This window comes from Acinetobacter sp. ABJ_C4_1, from assembly GCF_044538495.1.
Classification (GTDB): domain Bacteria; phylum Pseudomonadota; class Gammaproteobacteria; order Pseudomonadales; family Moraxellaceae; genus Acinetobacter; species Acinetobacter nosocomialis_A.
The window spans coordinates 177,665-197,279 of the sequence record NZ_JBIUCQ010000002.1 but is presented as its reverse complement, the minus strand read 5'-3'; the positions used below and the strand labels follow the sequence as shown (position 1 = coordinate 197,279).

Sequence of the window (19,615 nt, the reverse complement as noted above, 5' to 3'; positions counted from 1 at the left end):
AGTACATGACCAGTAAAGGCGAACATTTAATGAACCAGTCTGATGATTTAGAATACCAACTTGATACTTTAGCCATTCGTACCGGACATACTCGTAGTTTTGAAGGTGAGCACGGCGAACCGATTTTTTTGACTTCATCTTTTGTGTATGAAAACGCTGCTGAAGCGGCTGCAAAATTTTCTGGTCAAGTTCAAGGAAATATCTATTCACGTTTTACCAATCCGACTGTATCAATGTTCGAAAAACGCTTAGCCGCTTTAGATGGTGCTGAACGTGCTGTTGCGACGAGTTCTGGAATGGGCGCGATTTTGTCAGTTGCTATGGCATATTTAAAAGCGGGTGATCATGTTATTTGCTCAAGAGCAGTTTTTGGTTCAGTTGTAGCTTTGTTTGAGAAATATATTGCCAAGTTTGGTGTAGATATTACATTTGTCGATTTATGTGATTTGGACGATTGGAAAAACGCAGTACGTCCAGAAACTAAACTTTTATTTGTTGAGTCACCATCGAATCCTTTAGCTGAGATTGCAGATATTCAAGCACTTGCAGATATTGCACATACGAATGGCGCATTACTTGCGGTTGATAACAGTTTCTGTACACCTGTTTTGCAGCAACCCTTAAAATTTGGGGCAGACCTTGTAATTTACTCGGCAACTAAATATTTAGATGGACAAGGGCGAGCATTAGGCGGTGCTGTTGTCGGTAATCATCAGTTGTTAGAAGAAGTTTTTGGTGTCGTCCGTACACTTGGGCCATCAATGAGTCCGTTTAATGCATGGGTTTTCTTAAAAGGTCTAGAAACTTTACGCTTACGTATGAAAGCACACTGTGAGAGTGCTCAAATTCTTGCCGAATGGTTATCTACCCATGACAAAGTAGAAAAAGTTTACTACGCAGGCCTACCAACTCATGAAGGACACGAACTTGCTGCAAAACAGCAAAATGGTTTTGGTGGGATTGTTTCTTTCGTTGTTAAAGGCGAACGTGAAGGTGCTTGGAAGGTGATTGATAACACCAAATTTATTTCAATTACTGGTAATTTAGGTGATGTGAAGTCAACAATTACCCATCCTGCGACAACAACACACGGCAAACTTTCTGCTGAAGCCAAACAAGCAGCAGGAATTCAAGAAGGTTTAATCCGTGTTTCAGTTGGTTTAGAAGATATTAACGATATTATTGGTGATATCTCACTTGGATTGGATTTAATTTAATTAATTTATATATTTAAGATTAAACCACACTTATTTTAGTGTGGTTTTTTATTAATGATGCTGTTACTCACATACAACGAAAGAAATAAAAAGACTACATTTTGTTATAAATGACTCTAAAATCACAACGTATAAAAGTTCTAAATTTAATAAAAATAACAAAGTGAGTTTTTGAACCATGCTTAAACCTATAATTATATTAGTCGCTATAGGGGCAATTGGTTTGGTTGGATACAGAGTATTTGCCCAAAAAGACGAACCGACTCAGATTAGCGAAACTGTATTGTTAATTAATGATGCGAACAAATCAGTTGAAGATGCAGATCATTCCATAGAAAAGGCAAATGCCTCTTTTCAGAAAATGCCTTTAAATGAATACAAACCGGATAATAAAAACCTTCAAGCCTCACAATAGTTGCACTTAAATTTTAGAACTGGTTCTAAGAGTGAAAAGTTTTACACAGAAAGCTTTAAACTTATGAGTTAGCGAAAATAGTTTCATAGATACCAATAGAAAACATTAATTTATTGTGTCAGAATTACAGATTAATTTTGATTTAAACGTAATGACCTCAATGCTCTTTATGATGGGTTGAGGGACTAAAAGAGTTTAAGTTCTGAAGTGTTATGTGACTATCAATTATATTTGGTAGAGATACGGAGTTAGGTTTATGAATATCAATATGCTCATGCAGCAAGCGCAGCGCATGCAAAAAGATATGGAATCAAATATAAAAAAGGCCAAAGAAGAGCTTGCTCAAACTGAAGTACACGCTGAAGCGGGTGGTGGTTTAGTTAAAGTAACCATGACTGGTCGTTATATCGTAAAACGTATCGAAATTAGTCCAGAATTGCTTCAAGATGAACCAGACATGATTGAAGACTTAATCGCAGCTGCTGTTAATGATGCTGTGCGTCAAGCAGAAGTAGTTTCTGAAGAAAAAATGCAAAAAGCTAACTCTGGCATGGGTTTACCTCCTGGCTTAGCGGGCATGTTCTAAGGAAATTCAGTGTTTAGTGATAGATTTGAACAACTCGTTCAAGCTTTACGTATTTTGCCTAGCGTTGGCCCGAAGTCGGCTCAACGTATGGCTTTACATCTGTTGATGAAAAATCGTGAAGGTGCATTTGCTTTAGCGCATGCTCTACATGAAGCATCAAGTTATATCCACGAATGTAGTGTTTGTCACTCTTTAACTGAGCACGAAATTTGTGATATTTGTGCTTCAACAGAAAGAGATGATCAACTGCTCTGTGTGGTTGAATCTCCGGCAGATGTGATGGCAATTGAGCAAAGTGGTAGTTTCCGTGGTAAATACCATGTGTTGGGTGGGCATCTTTCTCCATTAGATGGAATTGGGCCAGAGGAAATAGGTATTCCTTACCTAATCCAGCGTTTAAGCCAAGGTACTATCGAAGAAGTCATTTTGGCAACTAACGCTACTGTAGAAGGTCAGGCGACAGCGCATTATTTGGTTGAAGCGACGAAGCATTTACCTATTCACATGACACGTATTGCTCAAGGTGTACCACAAGGTGGTGAGCTTGAATATGTTGATAGTCATACATTAAGTCAAGCGGTGCATAACCGTATGCGTATGAAATAAGTACCTCGGTGCTTATTTCAAAGATTTTTTTAAAATATAAGTTTTATTATTAAAAAAATCTTTTTAAAAGACAAAAACATATTTTTAAAAATGACTTAATGAATATATAAATTAAAAAAGCTTTTTGTAAAAAATAAATTTTTATAAGGATCTTAAATTGAAAAATTTAAAATAATGATCAAAAAATTATCTCTTTTTTGGAAAATTGTTCAAAAATAGATTATTCATCATGGATTCAGTAGCATTTTTCTATTGCTATGTTATATATACCAGAGTTTAAAGCACTCTTTGCATTTACTTGAGAAAGCATGTTTCAGTTTATCCAACAGCAAACCGAATTGGTTGATGTTCTTCAACAAATGGATCAATGTTCAACATATGGACTTGATACAGAATTTATTAAGGTTGATACCCTTTGGCCTAAACTTGGAGTATGTCAAGTCAATGTCAACGGAAACGTATATTTGCTGGATGGCGTATCGCTAGACTTAAGTGAGTTTTGGAAAAAAATCTTTGTTGCTCAACAAAATATTTTTCACGCATGTGGTGAAGATATCGATTTAATCTATCACTATGCTGATGAACAAAACCTATTAAATGTTTTTGATACTCAAGTTGGACTTTCCTTTTTAGGACATGGTTTACAAGTAAGCTATCAAGGTGCTTTAAAGCTTTGTTTAGAGATTGACATTGAAAAAGACCAAACTCGATCTGACTGGTTAGCAAGACCTTTGTCTCCTCAACAGTTATGCTACGCAGCAAATGATGTTTTATACCTTATGCAGTTGGCTAACCATATTAAGGATCAGCTTAAGCAAAAAGGGCTTTATGAATATGTTCTTGAAGACTGTAGTAGTCTAACCAAAGAAATTATTAGTGAAACACCAACGTCATTACTCTATACAGATGTAGGCAACTATCGACATTCACGCCGTCAATTAATGCAATTGCAGAATTTAAGTGAATGGCGCGAACATATAGTTAAAGCAACCAATCAGCCACGTAGTTTTATCCTTAGAAACTCGACAATGATTGATTTGGTCGAAAAAAATCCACGTAATAATTTTCAATTATCTCAAGTAAGAGATATCCGTCCAAATGTTGTTCGTGAATATGGCAAGATTATTCTGGATCTTTTAAAGGATTTACCAGTAGAAGGGCAATGGCCAGCTAAAATTGCTAAACCTTTTAAAATTACGTCAAAAGAAACTCTAGATAAAATGGACGCGTTAATTGCAAATGCTATAGAGCAAACCTCCATTCCGAAAGAAGTTTTACTGCGTAAGAAATGGTTAAATGCAATTCATCAGCATGTACTTTCTAAAGGTGATGAACAAGATTTGCCCGATTACTTGTTGGGTTGGCGCTACGAATTACTCACCAAACCACTTATCCAACTATTTACAGAAGAGAAAGCAACTCTGTTATTTTAAATTTACCAATGTGTTTTCAGTTCGGATGAGCACTTTGTATTTAAAAATAACTTATTTGATTAATATTTGTTCAAATAATAGTGGTTAATTTTAATTTAAAATAAACCTCTTTTATAAGGTAATCTTTATAAATTTAATCTTTTATTTAGTTGCACTTTATATTCTTAGGTTTTTTTAAAGTTTAAATACTATAAATATGAGTTAATCTTAATTTCATATGATTATGCTGAATTAAATTAACTTTATTCGTGAGAAAAATTCAATTGCGTATATATACAGGTCTGTATATTCTTGGCAGCAAGAAAAACAATTTCAAAATAAACAATATATAACTATAAGTTTGTTTCGGTGCAGAAATATAGAGGCCTTCTCGGGGAGAGGAGGCCTCTAATTTTATTTGTACAGCCGTAAAAAGTTTTTAAAATCAATAATAAGTTAATATTGAGATTAATTTTTTATGCTATAAATGAAAGTTACTAATAACTAGAGAGATAAACATGACTAATAATTTTAATGCTGAACAGGCAAGGAAAAATGCTAAAGATGTCAAAATAGATCAAGCAATATTGTTGGAAAAAATCTTATCTGGAACTGAGGAAATCTCGAAAGAAGGTAAACGTCGAGCAGTGTTTCAATTTCCAATAGATGCTTTGCATCCTGAACATATTACACAGGTAGAGGAAGAGCTAAAGACGCGAGGTTTCAATGTTTCAACCAATATTGAACAGTCTGGTACAACGGTCAATATTGAAGTTAGTTTCTAAACTTTTGTTCAATCAAACGCCCATACTTTAGGGCGTTTCTTATAATTTTTTACAATCTAAATTTATAAAAATCAATATATTGTTTGACAGCTTTATGCTTCTTCTGTAGCTTTACTTTTTGAGTGGAATATGGATATGAACTTCCAAACAATACTTTCATCTTTCAAAAATCAATCTACTGGTACAGATGCATTTAAAAACTTAAAAAATGCGTGTGAGCAGTATCTCAAGCAATCTTCAGACTTAAATGAAAAAGCAGCAACTTATCTCATTTATGGGTTTGCTCGTAGTTATGTAATCTTATATGAAGATGAAGCTGTGACTACCGAGTTTGCGCAAGCTTCTAAAGAAACGTTAATGAATTACATGAGTCATTTAAATAAAGCCTTACTTACTCAAGATGACAGCATAATTTTGAATGCGTTAAATCAGGTGAGTAATGACTATATGCAGAGCTCAAGAGTCTTTTAAAATCTTTGTTTAGCTTATTAGTAGGATACTTCTTTAGTCATCAAGTTAACCAAAGAAGTATCCAGTGGTAATTTAATGTGATTTTTTCTTGCCACCGCCATCTTGTTTATTGACGGTAGACCATGCAATACGTTCAGCTTCTTCTTGAGAATGACCTCTATCTACTTCACTCTCAACAATATGTTTAGCCTGCCGTTTTTGCTTTGCTGTATAAGATGATTTATCGCCACGAGACATAGCATAGACCTCCATATTTTGTTTTAAGATCTTCTATTATTGAAACACATCTGAATTTAAAATCGGTTAAATAATGTCTTATCCTGTATGCATAAGTTGAATTTTATTTAGAACTTATTTTAAATTTTAGTTAAATTAAATTTATTATTTTCAATAAATTAAGCTGAGTACAATCTGTTTTGGGCTGAGTTTTATTGTTTTTAAAATGTAATTTTTTCATTTTATAAAAGTAAATAAAAAGATTTTTTATGTAAAATTAACAGCTTAATAAAGGTTGAAAAATTTAAAACTTTAGAAAATTAAAAGTTATTTATCGACCTTGATGATTGTTGTGGGTTAATATTTCGCAAGAAAAGAAAAAACGACTGATGCGTAAACAAACCTGCGTGTGTCTGTTGTTTTTTTTCATGTATGCTGTCCTTAGTTCAAGAGTTGATTTGAAATGCACTGTGATATTTATAGATCGAGCAAAAAAGATGAAATGTACATTTATATTGCTCGTCCAAACTATCCTGATGATACGGAGCAAACCGATCCGTTTGAAAAAGTTCCAGAAGCTGTTTTACAAGCATTTGGTCGTGCAACGTTTGTCATGCATTTAGAATTGGCTCCAACACGTAAATTAGCGCGTGTAAATGTTTTACATGTTCTAGACTCATTACAAACAAAAGGTTTCTTTATTCAGATGCCGCCAGAAGGGTTAATTAACCCAAATGCAGTTGAACCAGAGGGCTTACGTGGTGCGTGAAGATCAAGCTGGAGTTTTAAATCAATTACTTTCTTCTCTCGATGCAATTCCTGAAGAGATCATTGCTTTAACAGCTTATGGCGTTGGCGCTATTATTGCCTTGTGGTGTTGGTGGCGTTTAATGCGCCGCTTACCTGCTACTTTTGGCGCAATAAGCTGGTTAGTTGTTTTTGCTATTTTGGTGACGCCAACCGTTTCGGAAGGGCCGAATGCATCTGTAGCACCAGCTATTTTTGGACTACTGTTTGGTGTTTTAACGAAAGACAGTCCTTTAATCTGGTCAAATTTATCCTTAATTCTATTTGTAATCGGTCTAGGTTTGGTTATTGGCTATTGTTGGTCAAAATATACAACAAACAAAAGCATGCGTTCCATCTAACCATTGAAATAGAAAAATAAGGTCTCTACATGTCTGCTGATACCCAACATTTTACCGGTACAGATCAATATATCGCGACTGATAGTCTTAAACTTGCTGTAAAAGCAGCTCGTGCCTTGCAAAAGCCTTTATTGGTTAAAGGTGAGCCGGGTACAGGTAAAACTTTACTTGCTGAGCAAGTGGCAGAAAGTCTTGGTTTAAAACTCATCACTTGGCACATTAAGTCAACAACTAAGGCACAGCAAGGCTTATATGAATACGATGCTGTGTCTCGCTTGCGTGATAGTCAATTGGGTGACGATCGTGTTTACGATATTAAGAACTATATTAAGCCCGGTAAACTGTGGGAAGCCTTCACCAGTGAAGAGCGTTGTGTGCTTTTAATTGATGAAATTGATAAGGCGGACATCGAGTTTCCAAATGACTTGTTACATGAACTTGATAAGATGTCTTTTTATGTTTATGAAACAGGCGAAACGATTACGGCTACTCAACGTCCAATCGTAATTATTACTTCAAATAATGAAAAAGAATTACCAGATGCGTTCCTGCGTCGTTGCTTCTTCCACTACATTGAGTTTCCAGACGAAGCAACTATGCGTGAAATTATCTCGGTACATTTCCCAAATATCTCTGCGACTTTGGTAAATGAAGCGCTTCAAGTTTTCTTCAAACTCCGTGAAATTCCTAATTTAAAGAAACCCCCATCTACATCTGAACTGATCGATTGGTTGAGTCTGCTTATGGCTGATGATATGCCTGAAGATGTACTACGTAATAGAGATACATCAAAAGCTATTCCACCTTTGTATGGCGCACTTATTAAAAACGAGCAAGATGTACAATTGCTTGAACGTTTGGCTTTCATGTCGCGACGTTAAAGGAGGGAATAACCCATGTTTGTGCGGTTATTTTACACCTTACGAAAATATGGTGTTCCAGTTACAACTCGTGAACTCATTGATTTAAATCGTGCGGTGAGTGAAGGCTTAGTTTTTGCCGATCAGGAAGAGTTCTATCAACTTGCTAAAACCATTTTAGTTAAAGATGAACGCTTTTTTGATAAGTTTGATCGTGCCATGAAAGATTACTTTGATGGCATAGAAACCTTTGATATTGATGAGTTGCTCAAGCAAGTCCATAAACTTCCAAAAGACTGGTTCGATTTAGAACTTCTCGAAAAGCATTTAACACCAGAGCAAAGAGCTGAACTTCAAAAAGCAGGTTCTTTAGAAGAACTGATGAAAATGCTAGAGGAACGTCTACGCGAGCAGCATAAAAAACACCAAGGTGGTAACCGTATGGTTGGCACAGGTGGAACTTCACCCTTTGGCGCTTTTGGTGACCATCCAGAAGGCGTCAGAATTGGTGGGCCGGGTCGTAAGCGTTCGGCGGTTAAAGTCTGGGAACAGCGTAAATACCAAAACCTAGATGATGACCAAGTCCTTGGAACTCGCCAAATGCAAATTGCTTTACGACGTTTACGCAAATTTGCTCGTCAAGGTGCAGCTGAAGAGTTAGATGTTGACGGAACGATTCGGGAAACAGCCAAGCAAGGTATCTTGGATGTTCAGATGGTGCCAGAGCGTCGCAATCGAATCAAAGTACTGATGTTGTTTGATGTTGGCGGTTCGATGGATGCGCACATTGCCCAATGTGAAAAGTTATTCAGCGCAGCTAAAACAGAATTTAAAACGCTTGAATACTTTTATTTCCATAATTGTCTTTATGACTATGTTTGGAAAGATAACTATCGAAGAACAGCTACTCGCATGAACACATGGGACTTGTTCCATACTTATGGACGCGACTATCGTGTAATTGTCGTAGGTGATGCCAGTATGGCACCGTATGAGCTGAAATCGGTAGGTGGCTCGGTTGAATATATGAATGATGAAGCAGGTGAAGTTTGGTTACGTCGCCTACGTCAGCATTTTGATAAAACAGCATGGTTAAACCCTGAAACAGAAGGGTATTGGCATTACACTCAAACGATTGGTTGGATTAAAGAGATTTTTGAAAACCATATGTATCCAATGACCCTAAAAGGCATTGAGGATTTGACGCGTTACCTTTCTCGATAAACTTGATAACTTTAATAATTTAAAAAGAGGGATGATATGCAACATCAAATAAATGGTATTGCTTTGCCAAATGAACAAGGATTTTTTTGGTGAGTATGGAGGTCAATTTATTCCTCCACATTTAAAAGAAGCAATGGATGAAATTAATGCTGCTTACGAAGAAATTCGCCACACACCAGAATTTCAAAATGAATTATCAGACCTCTTTGCAAATTATGTAGGACGTCCAAGTCCTTTATTTCATGCAAAACGCCTTTCAGAACAGTTAGGCGGCGCACAAATTTATTTAAAGCGTGAAGACTTAAATCATACCGGTGCCCATAAAATCAATCACTGCTTAGGCGAAGCTTTACTTGCTAAGTATATGGGTAAAAAGAAAGTCATTGCTGAAACTGGAGCAGGTCAACATGGAGTTGCTTTGGCAACAGCGTGTGCTTTAGTGGGTATTCCGTGTGAAATTCATATGGGCCAAGTTGATATTGAAAAAGAACACCCTAATGTGGTCAAAATGAAAATTTTGGGTGCTCATTTAGTTTCAGTCACTCGTGGTACAGCAACCTTAAAAGATGCGGTAGATAGCGCGTTTGAAGAATATTTAAAAGACCCTAAAAACTTTATTTATGCCATTGGTTCTGTGGTTGGTCCTCATCCATTTCCTAAAATGGTTCGAGATTTCCAATCAATTATTGGTAATGAAATTAAAGAACAGACGCATCAGCGCTTTGGAAAAAATCCGGATTATGTTGTGGCATGTGTTGGTGGCGGTTCAAATGCGATTGGTGCCTTTACGGCATTTTTAAATGATTCGGATGTAAAACTGGTTGGGGTGGAACCCGCTGGACATGGGTTAGATACTACTATGCACTCAGCAACCCTAACATTAGGTAAACCAAGTCAAATTCATGGCATGGCATGTTATGTACTTGAAAATGAGGCTGGTGAACCTTTACCGGTGCATTCTATTGCTTCAGGATTGGACTATCCAGGGGTTGGACCACAGCATAGTTTCTTAAAAGATTTAGGACGTGTGGAATATAGCACTGCAACTGATCAAGAATGTTTAGATGCTTTTATGACATTATCGCGTGTTGAGGGGATTGTTCCTGCGCTTGAAAGCTCACACGCTGTGGCTTGGGCAATTCGCGAAGCACCAAAGCTACCGAAAGAAACCATGATTGTGGTGAATCTGTCGGGTCGTGGAGATAAAGATTCTGACTATGTTGCAGAAAAGCTTAAGCTTTAAGACAACTAGAGTTAATAAGCGGTCAGTATTTAAAGGCCGCTTTTTTGTTTCAAAGACTATCTTTAGCGTTACTTATAAAGTTCATTATTTCTTAATTAAAACAAAGTATTCTGATTTTAACGTGTGATTGTCATAGATTGATATGTAAAACACTGGTTCACAAGGCAAAGCGTTGCGTTGCTTTGTCTCACTCAGTAGAATAGTCACTTTGCAAAATTTGCCTTTGGAGACGCCTAAGTGGAGCGACCGACGATTAGCCCTGAACATTTACAGGAAGCTGCTGAAAATTTATCAACAATTCGAGATTTAATTCGTTTTGGGGTATCAGCATTACGTCAACATGATGCACATTTAGGACAAGGTACTGAAGATTATTTTGCAGAAAGCTCTGCATTAGTTTTACAAACCTTATCTCTTGAATGGTCAGCAGACGCAGAAATTTTAGATGCTAAGCTTTTACCAAGTGAAAAAGCAGAATTTTTAAGTTTGTTGGAGCGTCGTATTAATGATCGTATTCCGACATCTTATTTATTAAATTTAGCTTACTTCTTCAATAAGCCATTTTATGTAGATGAGCGTGTACTTATTCCACGTTCACCAATTGCAGAATTAATTGAGCAACGTTTTGCGCCGTATTGTTTAGATGAAAATGGTCAAATGCGTGAAGCACTCAACAACCTACCAGAAAATACCAAGCCTAAGACACCACAACGTATTTTAGATATGTGTACAGGTTCTGGCTGTATTGCAGTGGCTTTAGCTTATGCTTATCCAGACGCAGAAGTAGATGCAACAGATATTTCTAAAGAAGCTTTAGAAGTAGCATCGATTAATGTTGAACATCACAATAAGCAATATCAAGTTGCATTACTTGAATCTGACTTGTTCGCCAAGATTCCAGCTGAAAACCAGTACGATTTAATCGTAAGTAACCCGCCGTACGTTGATGCCGAAGATATGGCTGATTTACCAGAAGAGTTTTTGCATGAGCCTGAACTTGCATTGGCAGCAGGACAAGATGGTTTAGACTTAGTTCGTAAAATGTTAGCTCAAGCGGCAGATTATTTAACAGAAGATGGTTTAATTGTAATTGAAGTCGGTAACTCTGAATGGGCTATGCGTCAGAACTTCAATACTGTTGAGTTTAACTGGCTTACTTTCCAAAAAGGTGGTTCAGGTATTTTTGCTTTGACTGCTGAACAATGTCGTCGTTATAAAAAATTATTTGCAGAACAAGCTTAAGGAGTTGTACGTATGGCAGGGAACACTATTGGACAACTCTTTCGTGTAACCACATGCGGTGAATCGCATGGTGTTGGTTTAATGGCAATTGTTGATGGAGTGCCACCAGGCCTTGCATTAACAGAAGAAGATCTGCAAATAGATTTGGACCGCCGTAAGCCTGGTACATCGAAATTTGCTACCCAGCGTAAAGAACCTGATCAAGTTGAAATCATTTCAGGGGTATTTGAGGGTAAAACCACAGGTACACCAATTGGTTTACTCATTCGTAATACTGACCAAAAATCGAAAGATTATGGGAATATTGCGCAAACCTTTAGACCGGGTCACGCAGATTATACTTATACACAAAAGTATGGTTTCCGTGATTATCGTGGTGGTGGCCGTTCAAGTGCTCGTGAAACTGCTATGCGTGTTGCAGCTGGTGCTATTGCGAAGAAATATTTAGCAGAAAAATTTGGTGTCTTGATTCGTGGTCATGTCACTCAAATTGGTAACGAAGTTGCTGAAAAACTAGATTGGAATGAAGTTCCAAATAATCCGTTTTTCTGTGGCGATGTAGATGCTGTTCCTCGTTTTGAAGCATTGGTGACGTCTTTACGTGAACAAGGTACAAGCTGTGGCGCTAAGCTAGAAATTTTAGCTGAGAAAGTTCCTGTAGGCTGGGGCGAGCCTGTTTTTGACCGTTTAGATGCTGATATTGCACATGCCATGATGAGTATTAATGCGGTTAAAGGTGTTGAAATTGGTGATGGTTTTGCTGTAGCAGGTCAGTTTGGCCATGAAACACGTGATGAATTGACGAGTCATGGCTTCTTGGCGAATCATGCTGGTGGTATTTTGGGTGGTATCTCAAGTGGCCAGATTATTCGTGTGGCGATTGCACTAAAACCGACTGCAAGTATTACAACTCCAGGTAAAACGATTAATTTAAATCGTGAAGATACTGAGGTGTTAACTAAAGGCCGTCATGACCCGTGCGTGGGCGTTCGAGCAACTCCAATTGCTGAAGCAATGTTAGCAATAGTTTTAATGGACCATTTCTTGCGAAATCGTGCTCAAAATGCAGATGTTGTTCCTCCATTTGCACCAATTGAACCATAGAGACTTGGTTGACGTAAAAAAGCCACATAACTCAAAGTATGTGGCTTTTTTATTGTTATTGAGCGCAATTTTTTAATTAGAAGACCTATGAATAATTAAGTTAAATCTACAATTTGTTCTTGATTTACAGCAATTTGATACTGATTGCGACCATTTGTTTTTGCTTGATAGAGTGCATGATCTGCACGGCTAACAAAGGCAGAAATTGAATCATTTAAACGTGGAATTGTGGTTGCCACACCCACACTAATGGTTACGTATGGTGAAACGCTACTACATGGATGAACAATGGCAATTTTTTTAATTGCGTTCATTAATCTTTCGACTTGAATTTGAGCTTGCTGAGCATTGGTCATGGGGAAGAGAAGTAAAAATTCTTCACCACCATAACGGGCAACTAAATCTCCACTACGAGCAGCAATTGAAGAAATTGCTGTAGCAATATCTTTTAAGCACTGATCGCCTTTAAGGTGTCCTAAGGTATCGTTATAGGGTTTAAAGAAGTCGATATCCACCATCATAATAGTAAGTGGTGTTTCATGGCGCAGTGCACGACGCCATTCATTGTCTAGTGTTTCATCAAGATAACGTCGGTTAGCAAGCCCAGTTAAAGCATCTTGCTGTGAAAGCAAAGACAACTGCTGCGCTTGTTGCATGAGTTCAATACGGTTGAGCTCAATCATACAGTTTTGTAAATAGTTTTCTCGGTGTTGACGGTCTGTAGCATACGCAAGCGTCATTCCTAAGAAACTACTAAACGTATATGTGCGATTCAAAAAGGTCCAATCTATGTCGCCTTTCACATAAGTACTGACTAAAATACCAACTAAACCACCGACCCATCCTGCAATGATCGCAGTATAAAAGCGCATACCTACCGCACCATAGATAATCACTATCGCATACATCATTGCTGCATGAAAAAGTACATTATCTTGGCCATTTTCTAAAACGTTAATTAAAATAAAGGTGATAGCGACAGCGGAAGCAGAGCCAATTCCGACATAATAATCAAACCACTGATTTAATTTTTTAATAAACGATAAAATCCACGCAATTAAAACAATTATACCTACCCAAGAATAATAGCTTAACCAGGATAAAACTTGGTCGGTTGGTAAGACTTGGTATATACCAAAGCTTAAAAATAAATATAATATTAAAATAATAGGTGCTCTATAGCGAAACTCATAGGCCGCACCATTTTGATATTGAAAACGATAGATCGTTTCAAGTTGCTTTGGAAACCATACGAAATTTAATCCGCGTGTGGTTAATAAATCTATTTGTTCCTGTCCCAATATATTGGAACCTTGCAACTTCATAATTAATGCTCTCTATATTGGAAGTTGGCATAAAATGCGACTTGTTTTATTAAAGTTCCATCTAAAAATATTGGTTATATATTGTGTGGTTTATTCAAAATAATAATACAGATTTTTTAAAAAAGTAATGATTTTTATAGGCCCTTATTGTGATAAAAATCACGACATTTCAATGATTAGCGTCACAATTATCTAAAGATTCAAAACCTTTGAGAAAAAATTACTAATGGTCGATTAAAGATTGTATCTTTATCATTTTCGGATAGACTTATAGCCGTGAAGTACAGATGATTGCTGTCATATAAATAGGAAAATTAGCAATGACTGCTTTAAATCAATATGGAATGAGTTTAGAAATTACAGCGCATAATGAATGGTCTCAGCGGTTTTGGGATGATCTTTTACCGGTTAAGGAGCGGGTGAGTAAACATCCGTTTTTTACTGAAATGGCCAATGGGGGATTGAGCCTAGAAAGTTTCCGTTATGCTTTACTTAATTTCTATCCACTGGTTGCACATTTCCCGTCATATATGGCTGGTGCATTAGCTAAGGCGACTGCTTTTGCTGAACCGGGTGTAACAGAAACACGAGATTGGTTAATTCAAAATATTAAAGTCGAAGAACGCCATTTACAGTGGTATCGTGATTGGGCGAAGGGTTTTGGGTTAACTGTAGACCAGCTTGATAGCGTGCGGCCCCCAGCTGCAATGAATGCGGTGAATCACTTTTTATGGAATATGAGTCATCGTGGTAATTTAGCTGAATGTTTAGCTGCGACCAATTTAGCAATTGAATGGGCGACAGGCGACTGGTCTATTCAGGTCTATAAAGGTATTCATGCTTATACAGACCACCCTGACGTCACGATTGATAAGCGTTCTTTAGCTTGGTTACGTGCTCATGCTCATTATGATGACTTACATCCTTATGAAGCCATGGAGTTGATTAAACGTTTGTCGAATGACCGGCCAGATTGGCAGCAAAAAGCATTTCATGCTGCCGAAGAAGGATTACGTTATTACGAGCTGGCTTTAGATGATTGCTATAGAGTACAGCTTAAAGCCTCTGCTTGATCTCATTTAAAAAGGGAGAATATTGTTAAATATTCTCCCTTTTATTTTATTCAAGTAATTTTAAAAGTCTTGCCCGATAAGGTGTTTCTTCGGGTAATAATTCAAGTAGGCGTTCAACGGCATCCACACGGTCAGGTACACGGCTAACCACACGTAACAGTTGGTCTACATCATCAATTTGATAAATCACATGACTCAAGCGCGCATCAAAGCAATCTCTCCAAGCACACAAAAATGGACTTTCTGACTTGGCTAAAAAACTACCTCTATAAAGTGTTAAAGTGGTTGCAGTAAAACCTAAGTTTAGTGCTTGCTCAGCCATGAGAAAGTCACATTGAATTTCACAGTTAAGTCTATATGGTCGTGACTCGATCACATCGGGAATCAGGTTTCGAAGCTGTGAAAGCTCGGCTTTTAGTGTAGTGGTACTCACTGGTCGATCGCCATATAAGGCGTAGTGTAGTTCTTCTAAGTTTATACCTTCTGGGCACAACGCAAGAATACATAAAATTTCGATTTGGCGCTGTGTAAGTGTTAGTCCATGTTGGTTATATTGAACTTTAGGTGTGCCTAGCGCCTTAATATATAAAATGTTTTTTTGATGAAGTTGAATGGCCTGTTTTACAATATCGGCACAGCGTTCAACAGCTAAAATTCCAAGTGAGTTATGCTTTTGATATTTAGTTGATAAGTTCATAATGCCATAAAACTGGCCTGTGTTTGCATCGGTAATCGGGGCTGCATAACATACCCAGTCTCTAACGCTGTTCATCTGATTTTCATGCGAATAAACACAGCTTGCTGAATGTGTATTAAGTGCAAGACCAATTGCATTTTGACCAACCGCTTGAGTGGACCATTGCCCACCTTCAACAAAATGAACTTGTTCAGCAGATGAACGCATAGGTGTACTACTCCATGTCCAGAGTAAAGTACCGTGAGGGTCAGTTACCCCAATTGCCATATCTGCATCTTCAGCAATGTGCATCAAATTTCTATGACACTCTTGGATTGAACGACCAAATAAGGAATGTTGCCATTCTTCACCCAGATCAAATAAAGGCGCTGCTTCAAGGTCAAGTGATGGTTTTTTTCCTAATTGTTTAGAATGAGATGAGGACTCTGGCCGAAATAAGGACGGAGTAGTGTCTATTAAAGGCGATGATAATTGTTCTGACATATCCATATCGAAATTCCTTTATCATTGAAATGGCGTATCCGTAGCCGCTCAACAGTTATAACTTTCTTATTGTGACTATTTCCTAATTATCTCCTTACCTTAAATAATTTTATAAGTCTTGACCATTATCCTATTGGATAAGTTTTGTTAATAGCCTAATCATTAAGATAAGACATCTTGTCGGCTGAAAGGCTTTGGCACTTCTTCTCCGAAATATTGCCGATCGGCAAAATAGCTAGAACGTACCATTGGTGCACTCCAAATATTTTTAAAGCCTAAACGCTTTCCATGCTGAGTGTATCTTTCAAATTCTTTTAAATGGACAAAACGATGAATAGGGGCATGTGACTTTGAGGGCTGTAGATATTGCCCAATAGTCACTAAATCTACATCGTGATCTTTTAAATCATTGAGTAGAGCAAGCACTTCAGCCTCAATTTCTCCTAATCCAACCATCAGGCCACATTTGGTTTTAATATCTGGACAGTATTTCTTAAAACGTTTTAATAAATTTAACGAATGCTGATAGTCCGAACCAGGGCGCATCGCTTTATACAAACGTGGTACTGTCTCAATATTATGATTAAACACATCTGGAGGAGATAAGCTTAAAGTTGAAAGCGCTGTCTCTAAACGACCGCGAAAATCTGGTACTAAAATCTCAATCAATGTTTCTGGACAACGTTTTCTAATTTCTTCAATACACTTTACAAAATGTGCAGCGCCGCCATCATGTAGATCATCGCGGTCTACAGAGGTAATCACGACATACTTTAAGTTTAGATTTGCGACTGTTTCTGCCAAATGCTTAGGTTCATTTTCATCTAGCGGTTTTGGACGACCATGAGCGACATCACAAAATGGGCAGCGACGAGTGCAGATATCGCCCATAATCATAAATGTTGCCGTACCTCCACCAAAACATTCCGGTAAATTTGGACATGCGGCTTCTTCACAAACACTATGTAGCTTTTGTTGGCGTAATAAATTTTTGATACGTTTAATTTCTTCAAAATCGGTTATTTTTGCTCTAATCCAGTCAGGTTTAGTCGGTAACTCTTCTGTAGGTAAAATTTTAATTGGAATGCGAGCAACTTTATCCGCTCCTCTTAATTTAATACCAGTTTCTATTTGCCTTTTTAAGTCCATATATAAAATTCCATTTTAATTAAATAATTTTCAACTAGACTCTATATAATAAAAATCCTTATAATTTAAATAAAGGATATGGAGTTTATTAATGAGCATAGTACACAGCTAATATTATAAATTAATAAAGGTTGGTTAAAGGTTTGTTTCGCAAACCAATGAAATGTATTAAAATTTTTTAATTTTATTTTTTTCTGTGCAAGTTTTTGAAAAATAAAAAATAATAGCCATAAAAACCATTTAAAACTTTTTAGTCTAATAGCATATTAAATTAAATTGAGCTTTATTATTTATAGCGAAATATATAACTCTCGCTGAAACTTGGTTGATTTTTAATAATCAAGATAATAAAGGAAAAGGATATGCAATTAACGGAAGAGCAATTACTCGCAGCATATAAACGCATGCGTGATATTCGTGAATTTGAAGATCGACTTCATGAAGAAAATACCAATGGTGATATTCCAGGCTTTATTCACTTATATAGCGGAGAAGAAGCTGTAGCAGTCGGGATTTGCGAAAACTTAACCGACAAAGACTATATCACTTCAACACACCGTGGACATGGGCACTGTATTGCAAAAGGCTGTGATATTCACGCCATGATGCTGGAAATTTTCGGTAAAGATGACGGACTATGCCGTGGAAAAGGCGGTTCTATGCATATTGCCGATTTAGATAAAGGTATGCTCGGTGCCAACGGGATTGTGGGTGGTGGGCCTCCTTTAGCAATTGGTGCAGCGTTGACAGCGAAAACCTTAAAGACTGGCGGCGTCGGACTGTCTTTTACAGGTGATGGTGGTTCAAACCAAGGCCTTACTTTTGAAGCGATGAACATGGCTGTTGTTCTTAAACTTCCTGTGATTTTCGTTTTTGAAAATAACGGTTTTGGTGAGGGGACTGGTCATGATTACGCTGTAGGAAGCAAAGACATTGCTGGTCGTGCAGCAGGCTTTGGTTTACCGGCAGTTAAAGTTGATGGTACAGACTTCTTTGCCGTCTATGAAGCCGCTCAAACTGCCATTGAACGCGCGCGCCGTGGTGAAGGTCCAAGCGTGATTGAAACCATCACAAACCGTTTTTATGGCCACTTCGAAGGTGATCCTGGCTTGATTCGTTCTAAAGAAGAAGTCGAGTTCATCAAAGAAAATAAAGATCCTTTAAAAATTTTCCGCGAGAAAGTCAAAGGCAAAATTGATGAAGCCAAACTAGACGAGATTGATGCAGCTTCAAAGGCAAATGTTGATGATGCCGTTGCTAAAGCCCGTGCTGCGGCATATCCGAAACCAGAACAACTCCTTACTGACGTCTATGTCTCTTACTAAAGGAATAGTAAAGATGCCAAATAAAAGTTTTCGTAATGCAATTAAAGAAGCCATTGAATCAGAAATGCGCCGTGATCCAACCGTATTTGTTGTTGGTGAAGATGTTCGCGGTGGGCACGGCGGTAAAAACACTGAAGAAAACCAATTAGAAGGTTTCGGTGGTGTATTGGGCGTAACCAAAGGTTTATGGACAGAATTTGGTTCGGAACGTGTTATTGATACGCCAATTACCGAGTCTGCAATTATCGGTATGGCTGCTGGTGCTGCAGCAACAGGTTTACGTCCTGTTGCCGATTTAATGTTTATGGATTTCTACGGCGTGTGTCATGACATGCTCTATAACCAAGCCGCTAAATTCCGTTATATGTTCGGTGGAAAAGCAAAAGCGCCAATGGTTGTACGTGGCATGATCGGTGCAGGTTTTTCTGCGGCAGCTCAGCATTCTCAGTCGCCATATAACGTATTTGCCGCGGTTCCCGGCTTAAAAGTTGTGGTCCCATCTAGCCCATATGATGTGAAAGGGCTTTTAATTCAGGCTATTCGAGATGACGACCCTGTAGTGTTCTGTGAACATAAAATGCTTTATGACATTAAAGGCGAAGTTCCAGATGATGTATATACCATTCCTTTTGGTGTAGCAAATTACACCCGTGAAGGGACAGACGTGACCATTATTGCTTTAGGTTTGATGGTACATCGCGCTAATGAAGTGGCAGACAAACTGGCAAAAGATGGCATTTCGGTTGAAGTGGTCGACCCTCGCACAATTTCACCTCTGGATGAAGAAGGAATTTTAGAGTCTGTTGCATCGACTGGGCGTGTGGTTATTGTGGATGAATCAGCGGCACGCTGTGGTTTTGGTCACGATGTTGCTGCACTGATCGCGCAAAAAGGTTTCCACTATTTGAAAGCACCTGTTGAACTCGTAACGCCACCACATACGCCTGTTCCATTCTCTCCAGTTTTAGAAAAAGAATGGATTCCAAGTGTAGAGCGTATTGAGCAAGCTGTGCGAAAAACATTGGAGGCTTAGG

20 protein-coding genes and 1 pseudogene are annotated in these 19,615 nt (G+C 37.8%); 17 read left to right on the top strand and 4 right to left on the bottom strand.

From position 1 onward, the window contains the following. Positions 1-29 precede the first annotated feature (29 nt). From ACIF8R_RS03820 to ACIF8R_RS03790, 7 genes are all read left to right on the top strand, one after another. Positions 30-1,217, top strand: coding sequence for an O-succinylhomoserine sulfhydrylase (locus ACIF8R_RS03820; RefSeq protein ID WP_396479185.1), 1,188 nt, complete (start codon positions 30-32; stop codon positions 1,215-1,217). A gap of 178 nt (positions 1,218-1,395) precedes the next feature. Beyond that, positions 1,396-1,632, top strand: a complete 237-nt coding sequence (locus tag ACIF8R_RS03815) for a hypothetical protein (protein ID WP_004887361.1) — start codon at positions 1,396-1,398, stop codon at positions 1,630-1,632. Positions 1,633-1,888: 256 nt separating this feature from the next. Next, on the top strand, positions 1,889-2,218 hold the full coding sequence (locus ACIF8R_RS03810; RefSeq protein ID WP_396479184.1) for a YbaB/EbfC family nucleoid-associated protein: 330 nt from the start codon (positions 1,889-1,891) through the stop codon (positions 2,216-2,218). Positions 2,219-2,227: 9 nt separating this feature from the next. After that, the gene (gene recR, locus ACIF8R_RS03805) at positions 2,228-2,824 is read left to right on the top strand and encodes a recombination mediator RecR (RefSeq protein WP_000490551.1); all 597 of its coding nucleotides are present in this window, start codon (positions 2,228-2,230) and stop codon (positions 2,822-2,824) included. A 308-nt stretch (positions 2,825-3,132) separates the two neighbouring features. Further along, a complete protein-coding gene (locus ACIF8R_RS03800; RefSeq protein ID WP_304590878.1) occupies positions 3,133-4,257 on the top strand; it encodes an HRDC domain-containing protein in 1,125 nt (374 codons plus the stop codon). 497 nt (positions 4,258-4,754) lie between these two features. Further along, the gene (locus ACIF8R_RS03795) at positions 4,755-5,021 is read left to right on the top strand and encodes a hypothetical protein (RefSeq protein WP_396479182.1); all 267 of its coding nucleotides are present in this window, start codon (positions 4,755-4,757) and stop codon (positions 5,019-5,021) included. A 135-nt stretch (positions 5,022-5,156) separates the two neighbouring features. Further along, positions 5,157-5,492, top strand: a complete 336-nt coding sequence (locus ACIF8R_RS03790; protein WP_396479180.1) for a hypothetical protein — start codon at positions 5,157-5,159, stop codon at positions 5,490-5,492. A gap of 72 nt (positions 5,493-5,564) precedes the next feature. On the opposite strand, the gene ACIF8R_RS03785 is transcribed toward ACIF8R_RS03790, so the two are convergent. Next, a complete protein-coding gene (locus ACIF8R_RS03785; protein WP_000086293.1) occupies positions 5,565-5,729 on the bottom strand; it encodes a hypothetical protein in 165 nt (54 codons plus the stop codon). Positions 5,730-6,171: 442 nt separating this feature from the next. Here ACIF8R_RS03785 and ACIF8R_RS03780 point away from each other — a divergent pair, with 442 nt between their 5' ends. The 7 genes and pseudogenes from ACIF8R_RS03780 to aroC all read left to right on the top strand — a co-directional run bounded on the left by ACIF8R_RS03780 (position 6,172) and on the right by aroC (position 12,529). Further along, positions 6,172-6,477 (top strand): YcgL domain-containing protein, encoded by a 306-nt coding sequence (locus tag ACIF8R_RS03780; protein ID WP_004701812.1) that lies wholly within the window; start codon positions 6,172-6,174, stop codon positions 6,475-6,477. After that, positions 6,470-6,856 (top strand): hypothetical protein, encoded by a 387-nt coding sequence (locus ACIF8R_RS03775; protein WP_249668227.1) that lies wholly within the window; start codon positions 6,470-6,472, stop codon positions 6,854-6,856. The genes ACIF8R_RS03780 and ACIF8R_RS03775 overlap by 8 nt, the downstream gene beginning before the upstream one ends. Positions 6,857-6,885: 29 nt before the next feature. After that, the gene (locus ACIF8R_RS03770; protein WP_001271636.1) at positions 6,886-7,737 is read left to right on the top strand and encodes a MoxR family ATPase; all 852 of its coding nucleotides are present in this window, start codon (positions 6,886-6,888) and stop codon (positions 7,735-7,737) included. A gap of 15 nt (positions 7,738-7,752) precedes the next feature. Then, on the top strand, positions 7,753-8,940 hold the full coding sequence (locus ACIF8R_RS03765; RefSeq protein WP_000498059.1) for a VWA domain-containing protein: 1,188 nt from the start codon (positions 7,753-7,755) through the stop codon (positions 8,938-8,940). Between the two features lie 36 nt (positions 8,941-8,976). After that, positions 8,977-10,183: pseudogene (gene trpB, locus ACIF8R_RS03760) on the top strand (tryptophan synthase subunit beta). 237 nt (positions 10,184-10,420) lie between these two features. Further along, positions 10,421-11,425 (top strand): 50S ribosomal protein L3 N(5)-glutamine methyltransferase, encoded by a 1,005-nt coding sequence (gene prmB / locus ACIF8R_RS03755; protein WP_396479178.1) that lies wholly within the window; start codon positions 10,421-10,423, stop codon positions 11,423-11,425. A 12-nt stretch (positions 11,426-11,437) separates the two neighbouring features. Further along, entirely contained in the window at positions 11,438-12,529 is a 1,092-nt protein-coding gene (aroC, locus tag ACIF8R_RS03750) for a chorismate synthase (protein WP_396479176.1), read from the top strand. Positions 12,530-12,624: 95 nt separating this feature from the next. Here the strand turns inward: aroC and ACIF8R_RS03745 are convergent, their stop codons facing one another. Continuing rightward, positions 12,625-13,854, bottom strand: a complete 1,230-nt coding sequence (locus ACIF8R_RS03745; RefSeq protein ID WP_004887345.1) for a GGDEF domain-containing protein — start codon at positions 13,852-13,854, stop codon at positions 12,625-12,627. 320 nt (positions 13,855-14,174) lie between these two features. Between ACIF8R_RS03745 and ACIF8R_RS03740 the strand changes: the two genes are divergently transcribed. Continuing rightward, positions 14,175-14,927 (top strand): TenA family transcriptional regulator, encoded by a 753-nt coding sequence (locus ACIF8R_RS03740; protein ID WP_263613663.1) that lies wholly within the window; start codon positions 14,175-14,177, stop codon positions 14,925-14,927. A gap of 46 nt (positions 14,928-14,973) precedes the next feature. Here ACIF8R_RS03740 and ACIF8R_RS03735 read toward each other — a convergent pair whose 3' ends face one another. Together ACIF8R_RS03735 and lipA are read right to left on the bottom strand one after the other, a co-directional pair. Next, positions 14,974-16,113, bottom strand: a complete 1,140-nt coding sequence (locus tag ACIF8R_RS03735) for a transcriptional regulator (protein ID WP_396479174.1) — start codon at positions 16,111-16,113, stop codon at positions 14,974-14,976. Positions 16,114-16,269: 156 nt separating this feature from the next. After that, positions 16,270-17,256 carry a lipoyl synthase gene (lipA, locus tag ACIF8R_RS03730; RefSeq protein ID WP_396479172.1) on the bottom strand — a complete coding sequence of 329 codons (987 nt, stop codon included), beginning with the start codon at positions 17,254-17,256 and terminating at the stop codon, positions 16,270-16,272. A 362-nt stretch (positions 17,257-17,618) separates the two neighbouring features. Between lipA and ACIF8R_RS03725 the strand changes: the two genes are divergently transcribed. Together ACIF8R_RS03725 and ACIF8R_RS03720 are read left to right on the top strand one after the other, a co-directional pair. After that, a complete protein-coding gene (locus ACIF8R_RS03725) occupies positions 17,619-18,581 on the top strand; it encodes a thiamine pyrophosphate-dependent dehydrogenase E1 component subunit alpha (protein WP_001177517.1) in 963 nt (320 codons plus the stop codon). Positions 18,582-18,594: 13 nt separating this feature from the next. After that, positions 18,595-19,614: an alpha-ketoacid dehydrogenase subunit beta gene (locus ACIF8R_RS03720; protein ID WP_104918891.1), complete on the top strand. Its 1,020-nt coding sequence runs from the start codon at positions 18,595-18,597 to the stop codon at positions 19,612-19,614. Position 19,615 lies beyond the last annotated feature (1 nt).

Coding starts and splice junctions, on each gene's coding strand:
- ACIF8R_RS03820 (WP_396479185.1), top strand. CDS start 30: ATGAACCAGTCTGATGATTTAGAATACCAACTTGATACTTTAGCCATT.
- ACIF8R_RS03815 (WP_004887361.1), top strand. CDS start 1,396: ATGCTTAAACCTATAATTATATTAGTCGCTATAGGGGCAATTGGTTTG.
- ACIF8R_RS03810 (WP_396479184.1), top strand. CDS start 1,889: ATGAATATCAATATGCTCATGCAGCAAGCGCAGCGCATGCAAAAAGAT.
- ACIF8R_RS03800 (WP_304590878.1), top strand. CDS start 3,133: ATGTTTCAGTTTATCCAACAGCAAACCGAATTGGTTGATGTTCTTCAA.
- ACIF8R_RS03795 (WP_396479182.1), top strand. CDS start 4,755: ATGACTAATAATTTTAATGCTGAACAGGCAAGGAAAAATGCTAAAGAT.
- ACIF8R_RS03790 (WP_396479180.1), top strand. CDS start 5,157: ATGAACTTCCAAACAATACTTTCATCTTTCAAAAATCAATCTACTGGT.
- ACIF8R_RS03785 (WP_000086293.1), bottom strand. CDS start 5,729: ATGTCTCGTGGCGATAAATCATCTTATACAGCAAAGCAAAAACGGCAG.
- ACIF8R_RS03780 (WP_004701812.1), top strand. CDS start 6,172: ATGCACTGTGATATTTATAGATCGAGCAAAAAAGATGAAATGTACATT.
- ACIF8R_RS03770 (WP_001271636.1), top strand. CDS start 6,886: ATGTCTGCTGATACCCAACATTTTACCGGTACAGATCAATATATCGCG.
- ACIF8R_RS03765 (WP_000498059.1), top strand. CDS start 7,753: ATGTTTGTGCGGTTATTTTACACCTTACGAAAATATGGTGTTCCAGTT.
- aroC (WP_396479176.1), top strand. CDS start 11,438: ATGGCAGGGAACACTATTGGACAACTCTTTCGTGTAACCACATGCGGT.
- ACIF8R_RS03745 (WP_004887345.1), bottom strand. CDS start 13,854: ATGAAGTTGCAAGGTTCCAATATATTGGGACAGGAACAAATAGATTTA.
- ACIF8R_RS03740 (WP_263613663.1), top strand. CDS start 14,175: ATGACTGCTTTAAATCAATATGGAATGAGTTTAGAAATTACAGCGCAT.
- ACIF8R_RS03735 (WP_396479174.1), bottom strand. CDS start 16,113: ATGGATATGTCAGAACAATTATCATCGCCTTTAATAGACACTACTCCG.
- lipA (WP_396479172.1), bottom strand. CDS start 17,256: ATGGACTTAAAAAGGCAAATAGAAACTGGTATTAAATTAAGAGGAGCG.
- ACIF8R_RS03725 (WP_001177517.1), top strand. CDS start 17,619: ATGCAATTAACGGAAGAGCAATTACTCGCAGCATATAAACGCATGCGT.
- ACIF8R_RS03720 (WP_104918891.1), top strand. CDS start 18,595: ATGCCAAATAAAAGTTTTCGTAATGCAATTAAAGAAGCCATTGAATCA.